21 protein-coding genes, 1 tRNA gene and 1 pseudogene are annotated in these 23,651 nt (G+C 56.4%); 2 read left to right on the top strand and 21 right to left on the bottom strand.

Going from position 1 to position 23,651, the window contains the following annotated elements:
* Positions 1–671 precede the first annotated feature (671 nt).
* From QOL84_RS17835 to QOL84_RS17780, 12 genes and pseudogenes are all read right to left on the bottom strand, one after another.
* Positions 672–1,628, bottom strand: a complete 957-nt coding sequence (locus QOL84_RS17835) for an HNH endonuclease signature motif containing protein (RefSeq protein WP_283438037.1) — start codon at positions 1,626–1,628, stop codon at positions 672–674.
* Positions 1,629–1,900: 272 nt separating this feature from the next.
* Positions 1,901–4,549 (bottom strand): AAA family ATPase, encoded by a 2,649-nt coding sequence (locus tag QOL84_RS17830; protein ID WP_283438036.1) that lies wholly within the window; start codon positions 4,547–4,549, stop codon positions 1,901–1,903.
* Between the two features lie 163 nt (positions 4,550–4,712).
* Positions 4,713–4,988: pseudogene (locus QOL84_RS17825) on the bottom strand (hypothetical protein).
* Positions 4,985–5,965, bottom strand: coding sequence for an integrase domain-containing protein (locus QOL84_RS17820; RefSeq protein ID WP_283438035.1), 981 nt, complete (start codon positions 5,963–5,965; stop codon positions 4,985–4,987). Before QOL84_RS17820 ends, QOL84_RS17825 begins: the two are co-directional and overlap by 4 nt.
* 819 nt (positions 5,966–6,784) lie before the next feature.
* The gene (locus tag QOL84_RS17815) at positions 6,785–7,942 is read right to left on the bottom strand and encodes an AAA family ATPase (RefSeq protein ID WP_283438034.1); all 1,158 of its coding nucleotides are present in this window, start codon (positions 7,940–7,942) and stop codon (positions 6,785–6,787) included.
* A 241-nt stretch (positions 7,943–8,183) separates the two neighbouring features.
* A tRNA-Thr gene (locus tag QOL84_RS17810) sits at positions 8,184–8,259 on the bottom strand.
* Positions 8,260–8,334: 75 nt separating this feature from the next.
* A complete protein-coding gene (locus QOL84_RS17805) occupies positions 8,335–9,171 on the bottom strand; it encodes an FkbM family methyltransferase (RefSeq protein WP_283438033.1) in 837 nt (278 codons plus the stop codon).
* Positions 9,172–9,514: 343 nt separating this feature from the next.
* On the bottom strand, positions 9,515–10,750 hold the full coding sequence (locus tag QOL84_RS17800) for a methyltransferase (protein WP_283438032.1): 1,236 nt from the start codon (positions 10,748–10,750) through the stop codon (positions 9,515–9,517).
* Positions 10,731–11,420 (bottom strand): ABC transporter permease, encoded by a 690-nt coding sequence (locus QOL84_RS17795; RefSeq protein ID WP_283438031.1) that lies wholly within the window; start codon positions 11,418–11,420, stop codon positions 10,731–10,733. The genes QOL84_RS17800 and QOL84_RS17795 overlap by 20 nt, the downstream gene beginning before the upstream one ends.
* Positions 11,420–12,112 carry an ABC transporter permease gene (locus QOL84_RS17790; protein ID WP_129387713.1) on the bottom strand — a complete coding sequence of 231 codons (693 nt, stop codon included), beginning with the start codon at positions 12,110–12,112 and terminating at the stop codon, positions 11,420–11,422. Before QOL84_RS17790 ends, QOL84_RS17795 begins: the two co-directional genes overlap by 1 nt.
* A gap of 78 nt (positions 12,113–12,190) precedes the next feature.
* The gene (locus tag QOL84_RS17785) at positions 12,191–12,940 is read right to left on the bottom strand and encodes an ABC transporter substrate-binding protein (protein WP_034153033.1); all 750 of its coding nucleotides are present in this window, start codon (positions 12,938–12,940) and stop codon (positions 12,191–12,193) included.
* Between the two features lie 13 nt (positions 12,941–12,953).
* Positions 12,954–13,727 carry an ABC transporter ATP-binding protein gene (locus QOL84_RS17780; protein WP_007909167.1) on the bottom strand — a complete coding sequence of 258 codons (774 nt, stop codon included), beginning with the start codon at positions 13,725–13,727 and terminating at the stop codon, positions 12,954–12,956.
* A gap of 552 nt (positions 13,728–14,279) precedes the next feature.
* On the opposite strand from QOL84_RS17780, the gene gabP reads away from it, so the two are divergent.
* The gene (gabP, locus tag QOL84_RS17775; RefSeq protein WP_283438030.1) at positions 14,280–15,671 is read left to right on the top strand and encodes a GABA permease; all 1,392 of its coding nucleotides are present in this window, start codon (positions 14,280–14,282) and stop codon (positions 15,669–15,671) included.
* A 70-nt stretch (positions 15,672–15,741) separates the two neighbouring features.
* On the opposite strand, the gene vapC is transcribed toward gabP, so the two are convergent.
* The 6 genes from vapC to QOL84_RS17745 all read right to left on the bottom strand — a co-directional run bounded on the left by vapC (position 15,742) and on the right by QOL84_RS17745 (position 19,547).
* Complete coding sequence (gene vapC, locus QOL84_RS17770) at positions 15,742–16,149, bottom strand: type II toxin-antitoxin system tRNA(fMet)-specific endonuclease VapC (RefSeq protein ID WP_283438029.1); 408 nt, start codon at positions 16,147–16,149, stop codon at positions 15,742–15,744.
* Complete coding sequence (gene vapB, locus QOL84_RS17765; protein ID WP_129387723.1) at positions 16,149–16,379, bottom strand: type II toxin-antitoxin system VapB family antitoxin; 231 nt, start codon at positions 16,377–16,379, stop codon at positions 16,149–16,151. The genes vapC and vapB overlap by 1 nt, the downstream gene beginning before the upstream one ends.
* 164 nt (positions 16,380–16,543) lie before the next feature.
* Positions 16,544–16,996: a hypothetical protein gene (locus QOL84_RS17760; RefSeq protein ID WP_129387726.1), complete on the bottom strand. Its 453-nt coding sequence runs from the start codon at positions 16,994–16,996 to the stop codon at positions 16,544–16,546.
* 6 nt (positions 16,997–17,002) lie between these two features.
* On the bottom strand, positions 17,003–17,416 hold the full coding sequence (locus tag QOL84_RS17755) for a hypothetical protein (protein ID WP_283438028.1): 414 nt from the start codon (positions 17,414–17,416) through the stop codon (positions 17,003–17,005).
* 29 nt (positions 17,417–17,445) lie between these two features.
* Complete coding sequence (locus tag QOL84_RS17750) at positions 17,446–18,420, bottom strand: alpha/beta hydrolase family protein (RefSeq protein ID WP_430458723.1); 975 nt, start codon at positions 18,418–18,420, stop codon at positions 17,446–17,448.
* Positions 18,421–18,488: 68 nt separating this feature from the next.
* Positions 18,489–19,547 carry a PDDEXK nuclease domain-containing protein gene (locus QOL84_RS17745; RefSeq protein ID WP_283438027.1) on the bottom strand — a complete coding sequence of 353 codons (1,059 nt, stop codon included), beginning with the start codon at positions 19,545–19,547 and terminating at the stop codon, positions 18,489–18,491.
* Positions 19,548–19,806: 259 nt separating this feature from the next.
* Here QOL84_RS17745 and QOL84_RS17740 point away from each other — a divergent pair, with 259 nt between their 5' ends.
* Complete coding sequence (locus tag QOL84_RS17740; protein ID WP_283438026.1) at positions 19,807–20,256, top strand: carboxypeptidase regulatory-like domain-containing protein; 450 nt, start codon at positions 19,807–19,809, stop codon at positions 20,254–20,256.
* Positions 20,257–20,336: 80 nt separating this feature from the next.
* Here QOL84_RS17740 and QOL84_RS17735 read toward each other — a convergent pair whose 3' ends face one another.
* Genes QOL84_RS17735 through QOL84_RS17725 form a run of 3 tightly spaced genes read right to left on the bottom strand, consistent with a single transcriptional unit; the run spans position 20,337 to position 23,638 of the window.
* On the bottom strand, positions 20,337–20,684 hold the full coding sequence (locus QOL84_RS17735) for a hypothetical protein (RefSeq protein ID WP_283438025.1): 348 nt from the start codon (positions 20,682–20,684) through the stop codon (positions 20,337–20,339).
* Between the two features lie 21 nt (positions 20,685–20,705).
* Complete coding sequence (locus QOL84_RS17730; protein WP_283438024.1) at positions 20,706–22,184, bottom strand: aminotransferase-like domain-containing protein; 1,479 nt, start codon at positions 22,182–22,184, stop codon at positions 20,706–20,708.
* Between the two features lie 29 nt (positions 22,185–22,213).
* On the bottom strand, positions 22,214–23,638 hold the full coding sequence (locus QOL84_RS17725; RefSeq protein ID WP_283438023.1) for an L-lactate permease: 1,425 nt from the start codon (positions 23,636–23,638) through the stop codon (positions 22,214–22,216).
* Positions 23,639–23,651 lie beyond the last annotated feature (13 nt).

Here is a 23,651-nt window from a genome sequence, read left to right as displayed (position 1 = left end):
ATCATGACCGGCTGCCCAAGTGAACGTTAGGGCTGGTTGCCGACACGTTTGGATGGCGACAGAGATTAGGGGGTATTACCGCTCGACTCGCTCAGTTCAACCTGACTTTACACACAGAGAAAACACGTCCGCTGCGGTTTGGCTGGTTCGCGGTTGAAGATCGCAGGAAACGTGGCGAAGGGATGCCAGAAACATTCGACTTTTTTGGGTTAACGCATCTCTGTGGTCAAGCCAAGAATGGGATGTTCGAGGTGGGGCGCGTGACCATCAGCAAACGTATGAGAGCAACACTCAAGGAAATATGATCGCGGTTACATAAGCGCAGGCAAAAGCCTGTCCCAGTGATTGGGCAGTGGTTGACTCGGTTGTTTAGATGCTATTGAAATTATCACCACGTGTCCGGTAATACACGGCGGCTGGATGCTTTTTGCCGGGAAATTATCGGAGCTTGGAGGCATGCCCTTAAACGGGGGGAGTCAGCGACACCGACTGAATTGGGAACGCATGACTGCGCGGGCCCGATTGCTTATCCCCTATACACGCGAACTACCTATGGATCCTTATCCCATAATCAGCTTCGGCGTTAAAACCCAAAGCAGGAGCCGTATGCGGTAATTCTGTACGTACGGATCTGTGCGGGGGCAGATGACTGCCATTCCTACCGCGAGCAACTATACTGCCCAGCCATAACGGAGTTTATGTGGTGTTTCGTATTCACTGGGGATAAAACCTGCGCCCATTGCTAAAGGAGTTGCTCTCACTACAAGAACACCCTCTTCATTTACCACCTCTTTGATGATCATCAGAATGGCCGCGAACCTGCTACCTGCAAAATTTGTGTAAAGAGCAGAGTTCCCATACATATGCCTTGTGTTGGCAAGGAGCTGAACTTCAATGTTCTTTGCTCTTGCGTATACAAATCTGTCTTCCTCTCCATTTTTTCGCTCCCCGCCTCTGAAGTGAAAGCCTCTCATACAGAAACAAATCGAGCCTGGTTTGAGGATTGTTTTTATTTCTGTCTTTGTCCAAATTGCACCGAGCTCAATTGGGTGTGTCTTTTGTATTAGTTTGTCAACTGCATCCATATAGAGGTCGTGAAGTCTCTGCGAGTCATCCCATTCGAATCGTTCATATATAGTTGTTAGGCTGTTATCACGATCCTTGCATTCTAGCTGGAAAATTGGAATTCCATTTCTATCGACTACTTTTCTCTTTGCAAGAAAATATAACAGGCCTGCGTCAAATTTCACATCAAATGCCTTCATCAATACTGGTAGTCTTTGATGGTTTATATATGTCCACATTGCTTGATCAAGGTTGGAGCTTGGCAGCATTGCATTCGCCGAGCGATTTTTCACCTCATCTTGCCAACGGATTTTGAAATCTATAAGTCGACCGGCAGTCAAACTCTTTGAAAGCGGCCGTTTGGTATGAGCCTCCTCGTGGCAGTTTTTGCAAATCACCACGAGGTTGTCTTCAATATTATTGGCAGGGTTTTCATCGATATGGTGAATTTCAACTGGTGCACGCGGAACTCGGCATACACAGCAAGTTTTGGCGGCATTGTAGAGCAAGAGACTTTCGAGTTGTTTCGGTATTTTTTTTCTTGCCTTTGAAGGATTTTCCATGGGGTCTCCTAATATTTAATTGGTTTTACAATTTCAAAAGTTAGTAGCTGTAGGTGAACTCTTGCGACTGACCAGAGCCCCTGATGGCCCTGGCAGCCACATACCGGTATGAGCAGTCTGTGTGGCCAATCGTGTACTGTTTTTGCCAGTTCCTCAGGTGAACTGCGTAGCTTCGGTGTTTAACGTGCCCAGCGAGTCTTCACACAGACTGTGTCGAATGCAGGTAGCTCATGCATCTTACGCCTGACGGCTCACTACCTCATGCGGCACGCCTACGGAGTGGCTGTGGCAGCGGAGGGAAAAGGAGATGTAGGCAATCCTGATTTACGGTTTTGGCTCGTACTCTTGCTGCGGCGCTCAATTTGGTCACGCCAAGTTTCAAGAGCCATGATATCAGCGAGTAACTCATCGGGTTCTGGCACAGCAACGCCTCCCTCTATGGCTTTGTCGTGTGCATAGTTCGAGCACTTGCTCATCCCGGCATTTACTTGTGCATAATCGTTATCATCAACGATCACCTCTGACAATCGCTGGGTTTCGATGCCTTTACGAAAACGTAGAACTACTCGGCGTAGCAGCACTTCCTCAACAGCACGCTCCCAAGCCATCCTCAGGAAAAAATAAGCTTCGCCTGTCTGTCTACGGTGCGCATCTTCCTCGCCGTCTTTATACAATCTTGCAATGATTTGCTGCTGAGCCTTAAGCGCCCCAATGCGTTTTGTTGTATTTTTTCCCTCGAATGGTAACTCTGGATTGGAAACTCCGAAGCCTTCGGCTCGCCTCGACAGACTTTGTGTAAGAACGGTGATACCTGCGGACTCCGCTTCCTCAGCCAAAATGCAAAGAAAGTAGATGTCATGGGTGAACACAATCACTTGGCGCCGCGCGGCTTCGTCTACGAGTCGCGCAGCAACACGTTCACGCCGTCGGTGATCTAGGGACGATACTGGATCGTCGAAAATAATACCGCCAGTGCTATCACTAAGCTTCACTTCAGCTAAAAATGAAGCTAATGCAACAGCTCTTTGCTCGCCTTCGCTCAATAGATCTCGGGGGCTACGGCTTTGCGGTAACTCCAGCTTTAGCTTATGCAGTACTTTGCCTTTCCCGGAGCGGCTTTGCAGGGTGACACGAAGTCCTCCAACCCCTAGTGCCTTGAACTCAGCATTAAGTGCATCCGCAAGCCCCTTTGAAATGATGCTTTCTGCCAACTCAGATGACTTCAAGGAAATAGCGTTCGTCCTGAGCGCCGGTAAGCACTTTGTCAGCTTTGCCTGATGACTCAGCCGTGAGACAGCCGCAATGACAGCATCTTTGACTTGGCCCAATTTTACTCTTGCATCAAGCTCATCCAGCTGCTTCTGCAACTTTGCTCGAGCCTGTTCATCGGATGCTTTATCCAGATTTACAGCCTCGGCATTTAGCTTGTCTGCGAGAGACTGGAGCCGTGGGGCTGGATTGACCAATGCTTGTTCGGCCCCTTCCCAAATTTGTGTAGTCACCGCTGCCTTGATGGCTTCTCGACGAGCTGTCAGAACTTGCTCGAAGGCAGCAGAATCTGCCGCAAGTTGAGAATCGAGTGTTTGAATTTCGCTGAGCGTAGCGTCGTCCAAACCTAGAGTCAGATCATGCGTACTTAGAGGTTTATACTGGGCAACCAATTCAGCACGGCGAGCCTGAGAAGTTTTTTCTGCCTCTTGTTGAATGAAGGCTTCAAAGTGAGCCAAGCGATTAGCCCCTTCCATGAGCGGTTGCTGACACAGGGGACAGGATGCATCGCTTCCCAATGCAGGAAAGGTTTCATCCGGGTGGGACTCAGAGGAAAATTTGCGTGCGGCTTCGAATAGCTCACGCCAAGCTTCGCCTCCTGTTCCTGGCAGTAAACCTTCTTGTTCCTTGAACTGATTTGCAGCCAGCTCCGCAGCTGCTTTGGCGGTAAGGTAGGTCCTCGACAGGTCGCGCAGCTTGGTCACGATTGCTTGATCCACCAACGTCGCCTTGTTGGTAGCAATCGTTGCAACGCCGCCAACTCGGCGAGCGAGTAACCTCAGTTGGTTAGCTTTTTCCCTGGGATTATTTTCTTTTAGGCTTTTGCCTAAATCTGTGTGCAGGCTCAGTTCTTCAGGGGCCAACGTGGCCAGTGCTTCAATTTGGGCCGGAGAAGTCTTGGCAGACAGTGTTGCAATTAATGCTCCGACAATCGTGTCGCCGTGCAACGGAACAAACGCAGTCAGGTCAACGGCATATTGTCTCTGCTCCGCCTCAATCGCGCTCTTCAATTGCTGATGGACACTTGCTAGTCGTTCAAAAACATCGAGTCCCTGAGGTACGTACGAAAAATCGTCTTCATTTACAAGATAAGCATTGGCGCAGCGTGAGTCGAAAATGGAGAGAGCTGATAGCTCAACGGGTGCAGCTCCGTCATTTACCCAGTGCACGTCTTGTATCGTACCGTTAACACCGATTTCGAAGATGGCTTCAGCCGAAGCGGCTTTGTCCACGGGTCGGTTGGCGTTGGGATAAATGACTTCAGCTTGATCGCGCGCGCGACATGCGCGCTTTAGCACACGGGAGTAGCCCGATTTGCCCGAACCATTACCGCCGTAAATAACGGTCAAGCCCGAAGGAGCGAAAGACAGGCTGTGGTTTTCGGCAATGGCATTAACATTTAGTAAGTTTTTCATTGCCCGCAACTCGACATGCATCGATGACTTCAGCGGAGCGGGGATCTGATTGGATGCAAGCGGGCTTGGCGTTCGGCCTTTCGGGTCAGGAATACCATGAGCACTCTTGAGCAAAGCTAGTAAGTCACCCAAATCCTCTGCTGTAAGAGTCTGTTTTGCTAACAAACGTGCAACGCAATCGCTTTGCCAGGTGGGTAGTCCCTGGGTCCAGCTCAGTATTTCCTGCAATATCGACATGGAAACTCCTTTTTCTCTGGGGCACGTGCTCGGATTTTTTTGGAGGTCGATGTCAATTTGCCATGCACCGCAGGATTGAGGAAGGGTTTCGGTAAGTCGCCACCAAGACTCAAGACCCTCTTTGGGTCTGATCGTCATAATCTGGCCAGTTGATGGCCTCAGCCTAACGCTCGAACTGCCAGGATTTTCCTAAGCGAAGAGTGAGTAAATGTATGGTGAGCAGATAGTAATAGCGCGTCGATTCAGCGTGCTGGTTCACGTGGTGATTTAGAAACCATGCGAGATGCTTTTGCTGCCAAGTCTATGGGTTGTCTCGGTGCCAGCGTTCAGCGATAGCTGTTTGGATAGCCTTCGCCTGACGGAGGTGGCGTTGGCGGGTGGTAAGCGACCCGGTCAGGACACCCGCCAGGAACCGATTCATATCGAATGCCGTGCTCATGCTTGACCACCAATGTAAGCGACCACCACGACGATACGGCCGTGCCTCAGCTCATAGCTGATTTGTACTCGGGCATCCTGATCTAGGCGTCGGTCGAGTTGATAGCAATGGCCACCGTTGATGGGGGCGGGATGGTGGGTGATTTGTTCATAGCGTTCGCACGCATAGGCTGCCCGTAATTCGTGGAAGCCTTTGAGGTCGTGCTTATGGATGATGTCCCGTGCGGGGCGGACGGTGTCCCGCAGAAAGTCCTGGTAGCTTTCGTTCGGAGCAAGCAGGTTGCGGCTAGCGTCGGGCGAGGCCTGTTCGGCAAACCTAAGTGCGTCACGAACATGATCATCTACCGTAATCCATCGAGGTGCCGATGCACCTGAGCGGCCACCTTTGGTGCCATCCTGGATGTTGATTCTGCCAAGTTGCTCTGCTTCACGTTGCAATCGGGACAGGTCGGCCAAAATGGCCTCGCGCATGCGCATGCCGGTGGTTCGCGCTAACTGCACGATGGCTGCGGCGCGCGGCTGCTGATGTTCGCAAAGCACGTCGACGATCCGTTTTACCTGTTCGCGGTCTTGGCCTTGCGAAACCGAGCAACGAACACTGGTGCGCCGCATTCCCAACGCCTTGCTTGGACTCGGCACTTTCACATATTGATCACCGCGAAGCGCGGCCATGGTCCGATTCACACTGGACAACCGGTTTTGCGCAGTGGCGATGGCCAGCTCACCTTTTTCAACTTGTTGGCGCAGATGTCCGGCGTAGTCCAACAAGGTCCGCCGATCAATCTGCCGCGCATCGTTAAACCCCGGCCCATTCTCCGAGCGGCACCAACGTACAAATGCCTGCCAGCGATCACTGTGCGCCTTGACCGTGCCGTAATGCCCGCCGCCAAATAGATCTTTCAGCGCCTGCGGCCCGGCATAACTCAGTTGTCGGCCGTAGCCAAAATTGCGTCCATCTCGCCTGCCCACCAGTGCCATGATCGAACTCCTCTCGAAGCCAAAACTTTTAAAACTTTCCCCACGTCATCCCGCCAAGAATGTTGAGTGTTATCAGGGATCAAGGCCCCTGCGACCTGTGAGGGTTGTCCACTAACGCGGGACTGACGGCTCCTTACGACCGGAAGCTTGGGCATCTCATGATCTGGCCTCCTGAACACTTCCAAAGAAGTGGGCGGGTGGAGGCTGCACTGGCTGACGAGACCAATGCCGCGAGATCCTGAGTCGAGTGAAGGTAGTGATGCGGTGACCGGGGCATGCCTGACTGTCAGTCAGGTGCAGTCCATTCCTTGGGCTGCGGCACCATCATCTGCATCGCTGTTGCTGGTGACTTCGGTGTTTGTCACGCCGATTGTCACGAGAGGGAATGCCGCAAAGCCTTGTACGAGTTGGGCTGCAGCAGCGGTAGGAGCGCCCGTCTCTTTCCGGGAGAAAGAGACGGGCGCAAGTTGGCGCAAGGAAATGGCCAAGCGGATAGGTTGCTGCAGGGCCGCTATAAAGTGGTGTGAGTTGCCGCAGTGGGCACTCTGGTAAAGTAGGCATCCATCACATCGCTGTGACCGTGCGAGCCGCCGGACGCTAATCGCACTTTGGGAGAACCATCACTGTGTGGCGTAGCCTTAAAGGTTCTGGCTACTTGGGTTGCTGTCAACGACAGCGCTTTGCCCGATCTTTTCTACGCCTGTGGATAGTTCGTCATCTTGATCTTGGTGGAGTGACGTTCGCCCCGAACTGGCTCACTGAGATGATTGCGTTAACTGGACGGCAGAAATGCCGTCACTGAAAAAATCAGCCCGCAGCCTAACTCCCTTCTATCAAAGCCCGCTCTTCCAGCCAGATCTCTTGAACAAACTGATCTGTAATGGCGTAGATCCCATGCCCGCGTCGCATGATGATGTTCTCGGCAACCAGCGCAATCACTACCGGTTGAATCTCTTCGACCCGCACCTCTCGCCCGACTGACTTTGAATACTCGGCCGCTGCGTCAGTGGAAAAAATTCCGCGAGCATCACCTTCTGTAGACGCGATCTTGTTGAAAATGGCTTGAGCCAGGCTACCCAGTTGCTCGACTTTTTCCAGCTCGATGCTCGCCGCCGCCGAGCGTAGTGTGCTTGCGATTACTGGTAGGAACACATCGGGCTCGCCCTCTTGCTGTAAGAGTTGGCGTAGGGCCTTCAGCATTTCTTCAGGTCGATTGCCCAAAGTGTCGAACGCCTCGATAGCGGCTTCGAGGGACGGCAGTTTGGCCTTCTTCACGGTCATTGCGAGTCGGTTGAGCAGGAATTCAACGTAGTCGCCTTTCAGCAATGGATAGGCTGCTGACGTGGCGCCAGAAAACGCGTGGTTGCGTTTGGCGGTTAGTTCGCTGACTTGCGCCCTGTGGGAACCGGTTCCGATGAAAAGAAAGTATCCCGGCGTATTCGGACGAGGATTGATTGCATCGCGGGTGGCCTTGAGCGCCAAGAGAAGCTGGTTGCCGTCGTCGGAGGAAATGGCGTGCTGCACTTCGTCAATGATTAACACCAGATCAGTCTTGGCTTGATCTACAACTTCGGTGAGTGCTTGGGCCAGTGTCGGGCCGTCGGCGCTGCCAATGCTGTCGAGTTTGAAACCGAACTTGAATCCTGCGGCGCCGATTTCAACATTGCTGACGCGCTTGAATGTTCCCAGGGCAGAGGAGCCCGGCGTTTGCAGGTCTTTCAGGGTTTTCTGGATGGCGTTGTGCACGAGCGTTGCCGGGTTGGCCAGGGTGTCGCTCCATAAGTCGACATAAATGACTAAAGCACCTGCTGCTTCCAAGGCAGGGATGAGGTCATTTCTCAAAAAAGTCGTTTTACCTGTGCGACGCAGGCCAGATAGAAATAGACCTGATCGCAGACCTTCATCGAGTACGCCTGGATTGAGAAGCTGGTTTGCCATTGACTCAGCCAGTTCAGGGCGCTGAAAAATGCTGCTCATACGATTACACCTTTTTATGTGTACACCATAATTATTGCCATTTCATAATTTAGCATAAAGACGAAAATATGAACCGTTGGTTCATAGTCCGTACTTTCGAAGTGTGTAAGAGGAAGTGTGGCTAATGGGGGAAGTGTGAGGGGAGGAGAGGCCCTATTTCTACTGAGGCAGAAACGCTGCCAAATATGAACACTCCAGAAACAACAAAGCCCCTGCATTTCTGCAGGGGCTTCGTTTTGTATGGTGCCGGCACCAGGAGTCGAACCCGGGACCTACTGATTACAAGTCAGTTGCTCTACCAACTGAGCTATACCGGCGTGTGGGCGACGATTATAGCGACTGGATAATTTCTGTAAACCCCTGAATTCAGACTATTTTTGCATCGCTGCAAATCAGGCCCTGCGCAGTACATTCCGCAGCGTTTGCACTGCCCGCACGGTGCGGCTGTTTTGCAGGGCAAACAGTTGCGCTTCGGCCTGTTCGGCGCGGTGCAGAGCGTCGGCGAGTTGTTGTGCGGTGTCGAGTTCGTTAGGGCTCAATGGGTGGGCGAAGGCGTGGCCCTGGCACAGTTGGAAGTTGTCGAGGTTGCACGGTGGGATGTCGAATGCGGGTTTGAGGCTCAGGTGTTCGTCGGCGAGGAACCAGGTGTTGAGGCCGTCGAACAGGATCGACTGATAGCCGGCGTCGGTGACCAGGTGTTCCCACGTGTGGTCGCGTTGCCATGGGGTTTCGATGACGATGATCCATGGGCGGAAGCGACTGAAGTCCATCCCGCGCAGGACGGTTTCTTCGTGGCCTTCGACGTCGATCTTCAAAAAATGGATTGGCCGATCGGCAGCATATTGTTCGCAGATCGAAGTCAGGGTGCGGGCTTTGACGGTGAGGCTGCGCACGTCCATGCCGAGGTCTTTGCGTTGCTGGGCGACGGCCGGGTCGGCGGTGGAAAGGCCGGTGCCGGGAATGCCGTAGAAGGTCATTTCGCCGGGTTGGTCGCTGGCGACACATTGCACGGTGGCGTCGCGTGGGCGCTGCTGGCAGAGCGCGTCGTAGTAATTCTGCATCGGCTCGACATTGACGCCGCGCCAGCCGTGATCGTAGAAGGCTCTGGTGACCGAGTCGTGGCTCGGATCGTTGGCGCCGACGTCGATGTAGAAACCGTGTTCAAACTGCTTGAGTGCGCGCCACAGGCGAACATCTTCAAAGTTCTGCGCGTAAGAAATGAACGTCACGGTCGCTTCCTGTCGGTCTGATTTTTCTTGTTCGTGCGTGCCTGTCGGCGCGTTGTGCCCCTGTATAGCAAGGCTGGACGGAGGCCGCAATTATTCGCTCGGCGAGGGCTTTATTCGGCGTTTATGTCGTTTTGATTGGCAGCTTATGCACAACGGCGAGGGGCAAGGACTGGTTTGGACGAGATTTTGTGAACGCATTCTCATTTTGTTCGCAAATCCCTGTTTTACAGGTTTTTTATTCATGTGAACAAAAAATGACCAGCAGTGTTAAGTGGTCGAAACAGGCGTGGATATTGGATCCATGGAAAAACCATCAACAGAGTTATCCACAGGTGGTCGCGAGTTATTGACGCTCGGCCAGCAGGAGCAAATTACGTGGGGTCAGCGGCGCTGCGCAAAGGGTGCCGAGCCGGACGAGGTATCCCTGTTCGGCAAGGAAAAGTGCCCGATCCAGATTCAGCCAAAGCTCCAATGGTCGTCGGAAAAGTCCGCGGAGCAATTCAAGGTTGCGAACTTCGGCCAAACGCTGCCAACCGGTGGTCTCTATTTCATCCCACTTTTGCGAGCCGACTGTGGATAACTCTTTGAGCGCGGCCAGGTTGCGGCAGTAATCGTCAAAGGGTTTTTCCAGCCAGGCGCTGGGCAACGATGGCGTCGGCAAGTACTCGTCAACACCGCGCACCTGCCGTTGCAGCAAGTCGAAGGCCAGGCGACGAGCCATCGAAGTGTCACGTTGACGTCGGACGCGTGCACCAGCGGTGACGGTTTCGCTCATCGGCAGCGCCAGATCTTCCAGCGAGAGACGTAGGAGGGTTCCCGATCCGGCCGAGGACAATGGCTGATATTCGTGGTGGGCGGTGCGGTTGTAGCAGCAAGGAGCGATCGCCATGTGTTGGCAACCGATAGCGCTGGCCAGTTGCATCAAGCGTACATGCAGGTCACCGCAAGCGTGGAGGGCGACGGGCGTGTGAGCAGCGCTCAATACGGCTGAGGCGTCAGCCGCCAACACGTCCTGTTCGACATGCAGGGCGTGTAAATGATGACGCTGACTCAATGCCTGGCCGCTGGCGACCAATGCCGGATCGTACTCAACGCAAGTCAGCTGTTGCCCGGTGGCCAGTAACCGCCGTCCCAGGTGTCCTTTGCCGGAGCACCAGTCCAGCCAATGCGTTGGCTGCGCAGCAAAGGACAAACGACTGGCGAATGCTTCGATCTGCTGCCATTTACGCCCCGGTACATCGACATTCAAGCGATGCCCCGCAGATTCCAGCGCATGGCCCGGCAACTCACCGACCGCACTCAGCTCAGCCGACAACGCCGCCAATGAAGCAAACGGCTCCGGCGCATCAACAAGATCAGCTGGTTGGTTGTGAGCGTTTTCCGCGTCTTCCAGCGACCTCCCGCGCAGCCACAAGGCCAGTTCCGGGTAGGACGCTTCCCAGGCAAGCGAAAGATGAGTGAACGGTCGAGGTTTCCACAGCGCCTGATGCGTTGTGAGAAAAACATCCAGCGCGGTGAAGCGGGCGAGTAAGTCCTCGCCCGTCAGCACGTGGGAAGAATCAACGCCCTTGGCAGGCATCGACGCGCAGCCAGCGCTCCAGCAGCTTGAAGCCGCGCACCAGCACGTATGCCATCAACAGATAGAACATGCCTGCCGCGAAGAAAATCTCCACCGGCAGATAGGTGCGGGCAATGATCGTGCGGGCCATGCCGGTCAGTTCCAGCAAAGTCACGGTGCTGGCCAGCGCGCTGGCCTTGAGCATCAGGATCACTTCGTTGCTGTAGGCCGGCAGGCCGATGCGCGCGGCACGCGGCAGGATGATGTAGAACATCGCCTTGGGCCTGGACATGCCCAAGGCCCGCGCCGCTTCGATCTCGCCCGGAGGAATCGCCTGAATCGCCCCGCGCAGAATCTCGGCGATGTACGCCGCCGTGTGCAGGGTCATGGTCACAGTCGCGCACCAGAACGGATCGCGCAGGTATGGCCACAACGCACTTTCACGCACCGCGTCGAACTGTGCCAGGCCGTAATAAACCAGGAACAGTTGAACCAGCAACGGCGTGCCACGGAAAAAGAAGATGTAGGCGTAGGGCAACGAGCGCACGTACCACAGCTTCGAGGAGCGGGCGATGCCCAGCGGAATTGCCAGCAGCAGACCGGCAATCACCGCGATGGCCACCAGTTCCAGGGTCAGGGTCGCGCCCTGTGCCAGTTTCGGCAGCCACTTGATGATCACTTCCCAGTTCATTAAGCGCTCCTCGCAAAGCCGCGGGCGGCGCGTTTTTCCAGAAAGTGCATGCCAGACATCGCCAGCACGGTCAGGCCCAGGTACATGATCGCGGCGACCATATAAAAGGTGAACGGTTGTTTCGACACGGTCACGCCGATTTGCGCGTGACGCATGATTTCTTCAAGACCGATCACCGAGACCAGTGCGGTGTCTTTCATCAGGATCATGAACAGATTGCCCAGGCCGGGCAGGGCGATACGCCACATCTGCGGCATGATCAGCCGGGTGAAGATCCGCCATTTCGACAGGCCCAGGGCCTCGCCGGCCTCACGGTGGCCTTTGGGAATGGCGAGGATCGCACCACGAAACACTTCCGTGGCGTAGGCGCCGAAGCACAGGCCCAAGGCGATCACACCGGCAGCGAAGGCATTGAGTTGCAGGTCGGGGTTGCCGAAGTATTCACCGAGGGCGCGCATCAGGTTGACCGTACCGAAGTAGATCAACAGCACCCAGAGCAATTCCGGAACGCCACGCACCAGGGTCGAATACGTGCCGCCAAGCCATTGCAACGGCTTGTACGGGGAAGTCTTGGCCAAGGCGCCGAGCAGACCGAGCACCAGTCCCAGGCACAGGGCCGTGAGGGCCAGTTGGACGGTCATCAGCGCGCCGGCAGCGAGGGCCGGGCCGAATCCGTAGAGGTCGATAATCATGGAGTTCTGTTCAAATTGCGGCAGGCAAAGTCGGGAGCCGGCGCCGTTCAATTACGGCGCCAGTCCCACAGGTCAGGATCAGTAGATGCTGAACGGGAAGTACTTGTCGTTGATCTTCTTGTAGGTACCGTCGGCGACGATTTCCTTCAGAGCAGCGTTCAGCTTCTCGCGCAGCGGGTCGCCTTTACGCACAGCGATGCCGATCTTGTCGCTTTCTACGACCGGATCACCCTTGAACTCGTAGTTCTTGCCGGCGTCGCTTTTCAGCCAGTCATAGTTGGCGTACTTGTCCGCGAGGATCGCGTCGACACGACCGGAAGTCAGGTCGAGGTAGGCGTTTTCCTGGGTGTCGTAGAGGCTGACTTTGATGTCATCGGCGTAGGTGTCTTCCAGCCAGGTACCGGCCAGGGTCGCACGCTGGGTACCGATGGTCTTGCCCTTGAGCGAGTCCTTGTCGGTTTTGAAGTCGACGTTTTTCGGTGCGATGAACTGCAGTTTGTTCGAGTAGTACGGGTCGGTGAAGTCGACCGCGCCTTTGCGCTCTTCGGTGATCGACAGCGAGGAGATCAGGAAGTCGAACTTCTTCGCGTTCAGGGCCGGAATGATGCCGTCCCAGTCGGAAGTGACCACGGTGCACTCGACTTTCATCTTCGCGCAGAGGGCGTCGCCGATGTCTTTGTCGAAGCCGACCACGTTGCCGCTGGCGTCTTTATTGTTGAACGGCGGGTAAGCCGCTTCGATGCCCATCTTCAGGGTTTCAGCCATGGCACCGGCGCTGAACGCGAGGGTGACGGCGGCGGCCAGGAAGACCTTCTTGAAATTCTGCATGCATGTTGCTCCGTTAGCGGTTGCTGGACATGAATTGTTTGCAGCGCGCCGAAAGCGGGTTTTCGAACACCTGCTGAGGCGATCCTTGCTCTTCTATCAGGCCTTGGTGAAGGAACACCACTTCGCTGGAGACCTGACGGGCGAAACCCATTTCGTGGGTCACGAGCAGCATGGTGCGGCCTTCTTCGGCCAATGCGCGGATGACACTAAGTACTTCCTGAACCATTTCCGGGTCAAGCGCGGAGGTGGGCTCGTCGAACAGAATCACCTTCGGCTGCATCGCCAGCGTGCGGGCAATCGCCGCGCGTTGTTGCTGACCACCCGACAATTGCGCCGGATAGGCGTGGCGCTTGTCGGCGATGCCGACCTTGGCCAGCAGCGCTTCGGCGACTTCGATGGCCTCGGCCTTGCTCTGGCCGAGCACGCGACGCGGCGCCTCGATGATGTTGTCGAGGATGCTCATGTGCGGCCACAGATTAAAGTTTTGAAACACAAAACCAATCTCGGAGCGCAGGCGGTTGATCTGTTTGCCGTCGGCGGCAACCAGTTCGCCATTCTTCGCGGCCTTGAGCTTGAGTTCTTCACCGGCCACGAGGATCTGGCCCTGGTGCGGGTTTTCCAGCAGGTTGATGCAACGCAGGAACGTGGACTTGCCGGAACCGGAGGAACCGAGGATCGAGATCACATCGCCGTCGCGGGCGGTCAGCGAGATGCCTTTGAGCACCTCAAGCTGTCCGTAGCGTTTGTGCAGGTTGCGAATTTCAAGCGCGGGCGTGGCCTCAGCCATGTGCGTTCCTCATATATGTTGCGCTCCAGCTGTTGGATGGCCTTCCTGGCGAGGCGGCCAAGCTAGCATAGCGTTTCAATGGCAGCCAACAGCGCTGCGAGCGGTAAACGGGTGGCGTGTGGCAGGTTGTCGCATCGGCACAGCAGACTGTCGCCCCATCAACAACCGAACGGGTGTTTGATCGTGCAAACCCGGGGTGTCGCGTAAAAAAAGGCGCGATGTTGCCAGCTTTGGCGGGGTGTTGGAAGCGCTATCCGGCCGAACGTACACGATTCGCCCTTTTATTGTGCATCCCACACTTTTTCAGTGTGTTTCTGGTGCGCTGATTCGTCTTGAAAGTGAGTCGCAGGGTAACGCTCTGGCGAATTGCCATTGATCTCAAAGACTTGCGATGACCGTCCGGTCGCGCGCAAAGCCGCGATGCAGAAGACTTTGAAACATTTTGGCGCATTTATTGCGTGCAGAATAAGGAACGCCCCGTTGGATTCTTTTTACGAGAAAGAAATGCCAGACGGGCCGGACGCAATCGCTTTCCTCGCAAAGGTAGTTTCGATGAGCAGTACCCCAAGCTCCAATGGCCTTGAACAAGGGCTCAAACCGCGTCATGTGACCATGTTGTCGATCGCCGGTGTGATCGGCGCCGGTCTGTTCGTTGGCTCCGGCCACGCCATCGCTGCGGCCGGTCCTGCCGTGCTGCTGGCTTATGCCGCCGCCGGTACTCTGGTGGTCTTGGTGATGCGCATGCTCGGCGAAATGGCTGTTGCCTCGCCGGATACCGGTTCGTTTTCGACTTACGCCGACCGTGCCATCGGCCATTGGGCCGGTTTCACCATCGGCTGGTTGTACTGGTGGTTCTGGGTATTGGTGATTCCACTGGAAGCCAACGCCGCCGCGACCATCCTCCATGCATGGTTCCCGGGCGTAGGCATCTGGGCTTTCGCGCTGATCATCACCCTGTTGCTGACCGTCACCAACCTGTTCAGCGTGAAGAATTACGGCGAGTTCGAATTCTGGTTTGCCCTGATCAAAGTGCTGGCGATCATCGGCTTCATCGCCCTCGGTCTTGCAGCGATCTTCGGCTACTTGCCGAACAGCCAGGTCAGCGGTGTGTCGCACCTTTTCGACAGCGGCGGCTTCCTGCCAAACGGCATGGGCGCGGTACTGGGTGCAATCCTGACCACCATGTTCTCCTTCATGGGTACCGAGATCGTGACCATCGCGGCCGCGGAATCGAAAAACCCGGGCAAGCAAATCTCCAAAGCAACCAACTCGGTGATCTGGCGGATCGGCTTGTTCTACCTCGTGTCGATCTTCATCGTTGTGGCCCTGGTGCCTTGGAACGATCCTACGCTGGCCAACCTCGGTTCCTACCAGACCGTGCTTGAGCGCATGGGCATTCCTAACGCGAAAATGATCGTCGACATCGTGGTGCTGGTCGCGGTAACCAGCTGCCTGAATTCGGCGCTATACACCTCGTCGCGCATGCTCTTCTCCCTCGGCAAACGTGGCGATGCCCCGGCCATGTCGACCCGCACCAATAAAAGCGGCACGCCTTACTGGGCGGTGATGCTGTCGACCGGCGCAGCGTTCCTCTGCACTTTCGCCAACTACGTGGCCCCAGCTGCGGTGTTCGAATTCCTGCTGGCCAGCTCCGGCGCCATTGCGCTGCTGGTTTACCTGGTAATCGCCTTCTCGCAATTGCGCATGCGCAAACAACGCGTGGCGCGTGGCGAGAAAATCGAATTCAGCATGTGGCTGTTCCCGGGCCTGACCTACGCGGTGATCATCTTCATCGTCGCGGCCCTGACCATCATGCTGTTCCAGGAAGCGCATCGCGTGGAGATTCTCGCGACTGGCCTGCTGAGCCTGATGGTGGTGGCTGCCGGTTTGCTGGTGGCACGCCGTCGCAAGCTGGAAAAACGTGGCGCGGTGGTGTTGAACTGATCCGCAACGCGTAATGCAAAACGGCCGCTGTCAGTGATGACGAGCGGCCGTTTTTGTTTGTGAGCGCTGCTCAAACGGGATGAACCCAATCCTCAATACGCAATCCGGAAACACGTTCAAATTCCCGCACATTGTTCGTGACTACAATAAGTCCAAGCGACCGCGCGTGGCCTGCTATCATTTGGTCGTACGGCCCAATCGGTGTTCCAGCTTTCGCCAGTTCAGACCGGATCATCCCGGCCTGTGCTGCGGCGTCATTGTCGAAAGGCAAGACCTCCAATCGCGCAACGAATCCTTCGACAATCGCTAGATTCTTTTCAGGGGACGCCGACTTTTCAGCGCCGTAAATAAGCTCCATAAGCGTGATAACGCTTATGCACAACTGCCCGGAATGTTGATTGAAGGCCTCCCGGACAATTTGTGGTTTGTTTTTGATGGTGAAGATGCAGATGTTGGTATCCAGCATGTATTTGATCATCAGAACGACTCGCGCTCCTGATCAGCAGGTTGCTCACGGTCAGCCATGAAATCAGGTGTGACGCTGTCGCCATCAAACCAGCTATCCCAGCTTTCTCCAGCAGGCGTAATGACGCGTGTTCTGCCAATCGCGATGACTTCCACTCGTTTAACGTCGCCGGGCATCGCAACTGCCTTTGGCAGTCGAACTGCCTGACTTCTATTGCTCATGAAAATTGTGGTCTGTTCCATATTTGACCTCCAAGGTCTGCTCCTGCGATGAGCTCAGGATAGGCTGCGCTTGGGATATGTCAATGGGATATACATTGTCATCGGACAAAGGGTGACCAAGCCATCCAAACAAAAACGGCCGCTGTCAGTGATGACGAGCGGCCGTTTTTGTTTGTGAGCGGGGTTTATTCGCTCTTGTCTTCCTGCGCTTCCACCGACTTGCCATAAGCATCCAGCGCAACCCCGAAATCGGTGATGAACTGTGGCTCGCTCAGCCAGGCCTGGGCTTCTTCGATCGTTACGCCTTCAGCCCACATGCGGTAGTCGATCAACATGTCGGCGGCCAGGTGGGTGGCGGCCATGCCTTCGTCATCGGCGTTTTCCATGTCCAGCAGTTCTGGATGATCAACGATGACGAACGCCAGTTCGCGCAGCAGCGTCAGCAGCATTTCGTTGCGGCTGATGGCTTCGGCGTCGCGCATTTTGCTGAACATCGCCAGGGTGTATTCCGGGATCGGCTCGGCGAGGTGGTCGAGGTCTTCGTCCTGCTCCAGCGGCTTGCGGCCGACCATACGGATTTGCTTGGCTTTGGCCTTGGCGCGCTTGGCGCGTTTCTGTTGCTTGTTCAGGGATGCCATGGGAGTTCAGTTCTTCTGTTGGGTGTTTGCGGCGATCGCGTCGGACGCCGCCACATAGTCGGCCTGGAAGGCCGGTGATTCGATCCACGCCAGCGCGCCGGCCTCGTCGGTTTCCTGCGACCACTGGCGATACTCGATCAGGGCGGCGAGGATGAAATCCATTGCGCCTTCTTCGCCTTCCTGCTCATAGACCAGTTCCAGCAGCGGGTCTTCGAGGAAGGCGCTGCACAGGGCTTGCTGGCTGATCTTTTCGGCGTCGATCATTTTCTTGAACAGTTCGGTGAGGTCCACCGACTCGAAGTCGATACGATCGTCGTTCGGGTCCAGCTCGACCGGCGCTTCGGCGCGTTTGGTGCGGTTCTGCTTGGCCTTGGCTTTGGCCCGGGTGGCGCGTTTTTGCTGCTTGTTGGCGGAGGCCATGATGTGTTCCGTCGTGCGTTGATTGGGGCTTAGCTGCGCGGGACTTGCCGCCCGGGTGTGTCGGGGGCCAGTGCGCCGGTTTGCAGCCAGGTCAGAGCGATGGGCCATAGTGTGGCTTGGTATGCGCTGCGAAAAAAGGCGAAATGTCCGACTTGTTGTTCGCCAATGTCCTGTGGGGCGATGCGCAGGTGGGTTTTTTGCGCATTGCTGAAGTAGCCGAGCAGGCGTTCGATGGCCGCAATCGTGCCGTAGGGATCGTCGCTGATGCTGATGGCGAGGGTTTGTGCGCCGACGTTGGCGAAGGGCAGGGCGCCGGTTTTTTCCAGCAATGCGCGACCGCTGGGGCGCTGTTCATAACGCGCGGCAGGCTTGCTCCAGTCACGCACGACGCCGCTTGGCGTGTCTTCCAGCCAGCCGAGACGCTTTCCGGGAAAATAGCCGCAGAGCAGCGTCAGCAACGGCATCAGCAAATGCCATTTGCCGAACATCCGCCAGCGCTGTTCGGGGGCGTAATCGCGCCAGTAAGCGAACTGCGCACCGACGGTGACCAACCGTCGGATAACTCGCCCGGACTCACCCAGTCCCGCCGCACAACCGCCAAAGCTGTGACCGACCACATCAATCGGCTGCCCGGGAAACTGCCGTTGCGCCCGCTTGAGCATCGCTTCGAAATCCAGGGCGCCCCAATCTGTCCATGACGCGTCCAGCCCTTTGATCGAGGCGGATCGCGATTCGCCAATGCCGCGATAGTCATAGGTGATGACGTCGAAGCCATTGGCGAACAGATAAGCCGCGAATCGCCCGTAGTGGCGGCAGCGCACAGACGTCGCAGCGTTGATGATGACCACCGCACGCTGGGGATCGGGCAACGCATGGCGCCAGATGAAACCACCCAGGATAAAACCGTCGGCGGCGGCTTCCTTGAAGGGTTCACCTGACATGGCCTTCAGAATCGCTGACTTTGACGGCATATTCTGCATTGCGGGCGTGTCCTGATAGCTCATCGCACTCGACCTTGGCGGTTAAGCTGCCAACGATAGCCGCAGTGCCGAGCCGCAACAAACCACAGATTTTATTCAGTGGATTCAGTCAGCAGGCGTTCCTCGATCAAGGCCTGTTCGCGATTGAGTTCTGCGCGCAACTCTTCCTCACTCGGCAAGATCGTCTTGTAGCTGCTGGCGAACAGTTGCTCGTTGCCCTTGAGCATCGAGTAGCGCGCCACCGACTCGCTGCTCTCCGCGCACAGAATGATCCCGACGGTCGGCTGGTCGCCCTCGCTGCGCATGAGTTCGTCGTACATGCGCACATACATGTCCATCTGCCCGACATCGCGGGCGCTGAGCTTGCCGCGTTTAAGGTCAATGATCACGAAGCATTTGAGCAGGTAGTTGTAGAACACCAGATCGATGTACAGATCGACGCCGTCGGTACTGATGCGTTGTTGGCGGGCGACGAAGGAAAAGCCTTTGCCCAGTTCGAGCAAAAATCCCTGCAGGTGGTCGATGAGGGCTTGTTCGAGACTGCTTTCCCTGACCTTGCCGGCTGAGGGCAGGCCGAGAAACTCGAGCATGACCGGGTCGCGAATGAACTCGCGCGGGCTGCATTTCAGCGCTTCGATATTGGTGGCGGCTTCTTCGATCACATCGGCTTTGTCTCGACTCATGAGGAGTCGCTCGTAGTAGAGCGTGAGAATCTGGCGATCGAGGGCGCGGCTTGACCAGTTCAGTGTGGCGCATTCGTCCATGTACCAGTGGCGCGCCTTTTCATTGTTCACTCCCAACAGCCGACGGTAGTGAGTCCAGCTCAATTCGGAACGCACTGCGTTCCAAATTGGAAACAACTGATAAAAGCTGCGCATGTATCGCAGATTACGATCATCGAACCCTTTTCCGAACTGCCCGGTCAGATCCTTCGCCAATAGGCCAATCAGCTGCTTCCCATAGCCCGCACGCTGGGCACCTTTCTGCTCAAACTCGACGATATGCCTGCCAATCTGCCAGCAGGTTTGCACTTGAATCGTATCAACCGCTCGCAGCACTTTTTGCCGCGCCTGACGAATCAATTCGCCGAGCTCCCCCAGCAATGAATCAATTTTCGGGTCTTGCGTATCAGCAGGTTTCAGCTGGTTCATCGGGACTTCCGCGTCATTGGGAACAGACGTAAAAGCATGCCAAGAGTCGCCGTTTGCGTATGTCGGGACAGACGGCAAAGTTCGCAGGAAGCAGCGATGGGTGTTGCAGGACGTTGCCGATGAAAGACGCAATTGACGGTATTGGTCTGTAGTCCATTTCGTACTCCTGCCAACTTCCAATCAATCTAAAACCCGACACGATATGCAAAATCTAAAAGGAGTAACGGTTGGGCTCTGCCAGAGCCCGGGAGTCGTGATCATGAAACGCGTTCGAACCTTCATGCTGCCCGTCGCCGCTGTATTTGCCTTGATGTGTGCGGGGATGTTGCAGGCAGCCAGTCTTGAGCCGATCGACAATGCGGGCGTGCAAGTTCAGCAGCAACAACAGAACGGTGTCAGTTATCTGTCCGGCGGGATCGGCGAAGATGAGTCCAGAGCCATCCAGCAAACCACCGGCTACAACTTGCACATGACGTTTTCCATCGGTGTGGAGAACAAATACATCCCCGATGTAGACGTGGTTATCGCAAAAGTCCAGGGTCAGCCCGTTCTCAATCTGACGCAGGCCGGGCCGTTGGTTTACGTGCAACTGCCGCCGGGAAAATACACCGTGCAAGCCACACGCAATGGCGTAGTCCGCCACGACACGACCGATGTTGGCAGCGGCGCGGCACGCAATCTGGTGTTTCATTGGGATGGCGAGCAATAGCGATATTGCAGTCGCAGCAGATCTGGACACGGTCTTGCTGCCAGTCGATTACGTCAACACCCTCTGAATTCCGCCCTTGCCTAGCGCTTTGTGCGCTTGCCTTTGGGGCTGTTCACTGGCTCCTGCACATTGCGATAAATCCAAAGCCCGAACAGCCCCATCACCAGCATCAACACGGTGCCGATGCTTTGCTTGATGAACTCCGCCCTGAACTGGCGAGGTTGCAGGGCCAGGGTGTAGGTGCTGCGCGGGCCGCGATTATTGGTAGTGATCGAGCCGGTGATCCAGCTGTCGACCAGCATCCAGATCGATGCGCCAATGGCGAAGGCGATCAGCACGGCAACGAGCACGGTCAGCCAGTAAGTCATGCGGCTTGGCCGATACGGCGGCGGATGGGGTAGGGGCACGCGGGTTCGTTTCTGGTTCATCACAGGTTTAACCCACTTCCGCTAGGGAAGCACTGGCTCCTCGCGAGAGTCCGCCAGTTTCAGCCGCACATTCGAGGGTCCTGCGGCGAGGTGCGCGCATTCGGCAATCACTTGCAAAATTTGCATCACCCCCGGTGACAGCGTGGTACCCAGGCAGATGCGCAGACCGGTGGAGGGCTGCCCATCGGCGAAAAAGATCCCACTGCCGGCCACGTGGCAACCGCGTTCACTGGCCAGCCGTTCGAGTGCTTGCATGTCCGTATGCGCGGGTAACTTGATCCAGTGGATGAATCCTCCGCGCGGTGGCACGTAGACCGTTCCGAAGGGAAACTCAGTGCGTACCAGCGTTTCGACAAAGTTCGCCAGCGACGACAATTGCGACCTCAGTCGTGCGCAATGCTCCTCCATGTAGCCGCGCCCGATGAACTCGTTGAGGACATTTTGCGCGAGGCTGGAAACGGCCAGATTGCGCGAGAACATTTGCGCAAGAATCGCCTCGCGGTATCTGCCGGCGACGCACCAGCCGACGCGGTAACCCGGCGCGACCGTTTTCGAAAATGATGAGCAGTAAATCGTCTGTCCGCTGCTGTCGTAGCTTTTGATCGCGCGCGGACGTTCTCCCTCAGGTACCAGATCGAAGAAAATATCGTCCTCGATAATCGGCACATCCGCTTCGCGAGCAATCTGTGAAAGCCTGGCCCGGGTCTCATCCGGCATGATGAAGCCACGTGGATTCTGCAGGGTGGGATTGAGAAAAATCACCGAGACTTTTTTCTGCTTCAGGGCTTCTTCGAGGTGATCGACGTCGATGCCCAGTTCGCCGTGGGTGCGAATCGGCAAGGCGCGCATGCCCAGCCGTTCGATGGTCTGCAGGATGCCGTAGTAGGTCGGCGTCTCGATGGCCACCGTCGAGCCCTTGGTCGCGACGGCTTCGAGTGCCAGTTCAAGCGCGACAGTGTCGCCCGAGGTCACGAGGATATCGTCCGGGCCGCAGACGACCCCGCGCGTCAGCATCAGCCCGGCAATGCGCCGACGTAGTGCTGGAAGACCGGGCGGTGCCACCAGGCCGGTCAGCGAGTTGTCGGCCTTGCCGGCCATTACCGAAAGGCATTTGTTCAATAACACGTGCGGCGTCAGATCGCTGTGCAGCACCGCTGAACTCAATGATGCAGTGGTGCGCGACGCTGCTTGGGAGAGCATCGCGACCACGGCGTGATTGACGTTGACGGTGACACTGGAAAAGTCGAAACCGTTGGCTGGTTTGGCTTTACCGGCTGTGGACACGAAATAGCCGACGCGCGGGATGGTGGAAACATAGGCATCGGCTTCCAGGTCAGCCAGTGCACGCTGGACGGTGGTGATGCTGGTTTCAAACATTCGGGCCAGGGACCGAATCGATGGCAGCTTGGACTCAGCTGCCCATTCACCACTTTCGATCTGACGAATAATCCAGTCCTTGACGATTCGCCAGCGCTTGTCCGGTAGATCAAACCTGTCCATAAGTTCTCTTGGTCATTCCTGGAAACAATTCAGAGAAAATAGAGTAAAACCATCCCCGTTGCAGCAACAATGACGATGTTCAGGGCAACCAGGCCGAAAGCGAATCGAATCAGGCCGTTTTCTTCCTGCCGGTTGGCGCCCGCCAGCCCGGTGATCAGCGACAGAATCGATAACGACCCCAGCGCACCATGCCCGGCCGCACTGTTGACCATCGCGGCCAGCCATGGCCCGTGCTCGCTGGTCAGTGCCGCAATCGACGGCATGACGAGGGTGTTGCCGCCGACATTGGACCCGGTGACATAACCGGCAATACCCGCCAGCAAGGCGATCGTCGGCGCCAGGGAAATCCCCGACAACGATTGCAGAGTGCGTTGCGCCTCGACCAGAAATCCGGCGTTGACCATCACCTGCGACAGCAGCAGAAACAGGAAAATCGTCGTGACCGGAAACTTCGCCCGGTTGAACAGTGCGCGCCATGGGAAACCTGTGGGCGTGGCTTGTCTGACGGCCATCAGCAAGGTGACGATCAGCAACGCCAAGCCCGGGGACGCCAGAGGCTTCCACGAAACATGCTCGCCCTTGATGACCCACAGCGCATCCCAGCCCGACAGCACAAACAGCCCGCGCGAGGCGACGATGACGCCCAGCAAGGCCAGATACGGCCACGCCGCGCTCGGCCAGCGCACCAGTTTTTTGCGCTGCGAAAAGGAAATGCCGAGGCCGACGCAGGCCACGGCAAGGCCGGCCAGCACACCGGACACTTCCGGCCCGATCCACAGGTTGATCGAAAACAGCACGGCGATGAACAGCGCGGTGACCACCATCAGCCCGAGCCACGGAGCCACGGTGCGGATCCCGGCTTGCCACAAAGCGATGGCGGCCAGGCAGAGGAACACCGGGGCGCTGATCAGCGCCGAGTGGCTGCCAAGTGTTTCCGCCGGCAAATGCGCCAGCAACGCACCGATCACCGTCGCCAGGCCCAACGTGCCCCACGGCATGATGACCATGCCGGCGAGGGCGATTTTCATCCCCGACTGACGGGTGAACAGGCCCATCAACAGCGGCACTGTGGCAATCAGCGAGACGCCAAAACCGGTCATCGCTTCAAGCAGCGGCGCGAGGCCGAGGACGATGAAGATGACTTGTGCCGGCGGTGTCCAGCCGAGCTCCTTGACCCAGGCGCCGATGGCCTGAGGTGCGCCACCGCGTTCAACCAATATGACGAACGCCAGCCCCGGCACGATCACGCAGGCGGTGCTGAGAAACAGGATCGTGGTGTCCTGAAAAATAGCCGTGGTGATCGCTGCCGACACCGGTCCGGCAGCGCCCAGTGCCCATAACAGGAACACCAGCGCCACGCCCGCCAGCGCGGCTTGTACCGGTGGCCGGCGGACGATGAGTATCAGCGCGATCACCAGACCGATCGGCGACATTTGCAACAAGAGCGAAGTCATACACAGTTTTCCT

This window comes from Pseudomonas helmanticensis, from assembly GCF_900182985.1.
GTDB classification, from domain to species: domain Bacteria; phylum Pseudomonadota; class Gammaproteobacteria; order Pseudomonadales; family Pseudomonadaceae; genus Aquipseudomonas; species Aquipseudomonas helmanticensis.
The sequence above is the reverse complement of the archived record's forward strand: the minus strand, read 5'-3'. Positions and strand labels throughout refer to the sequence as shown.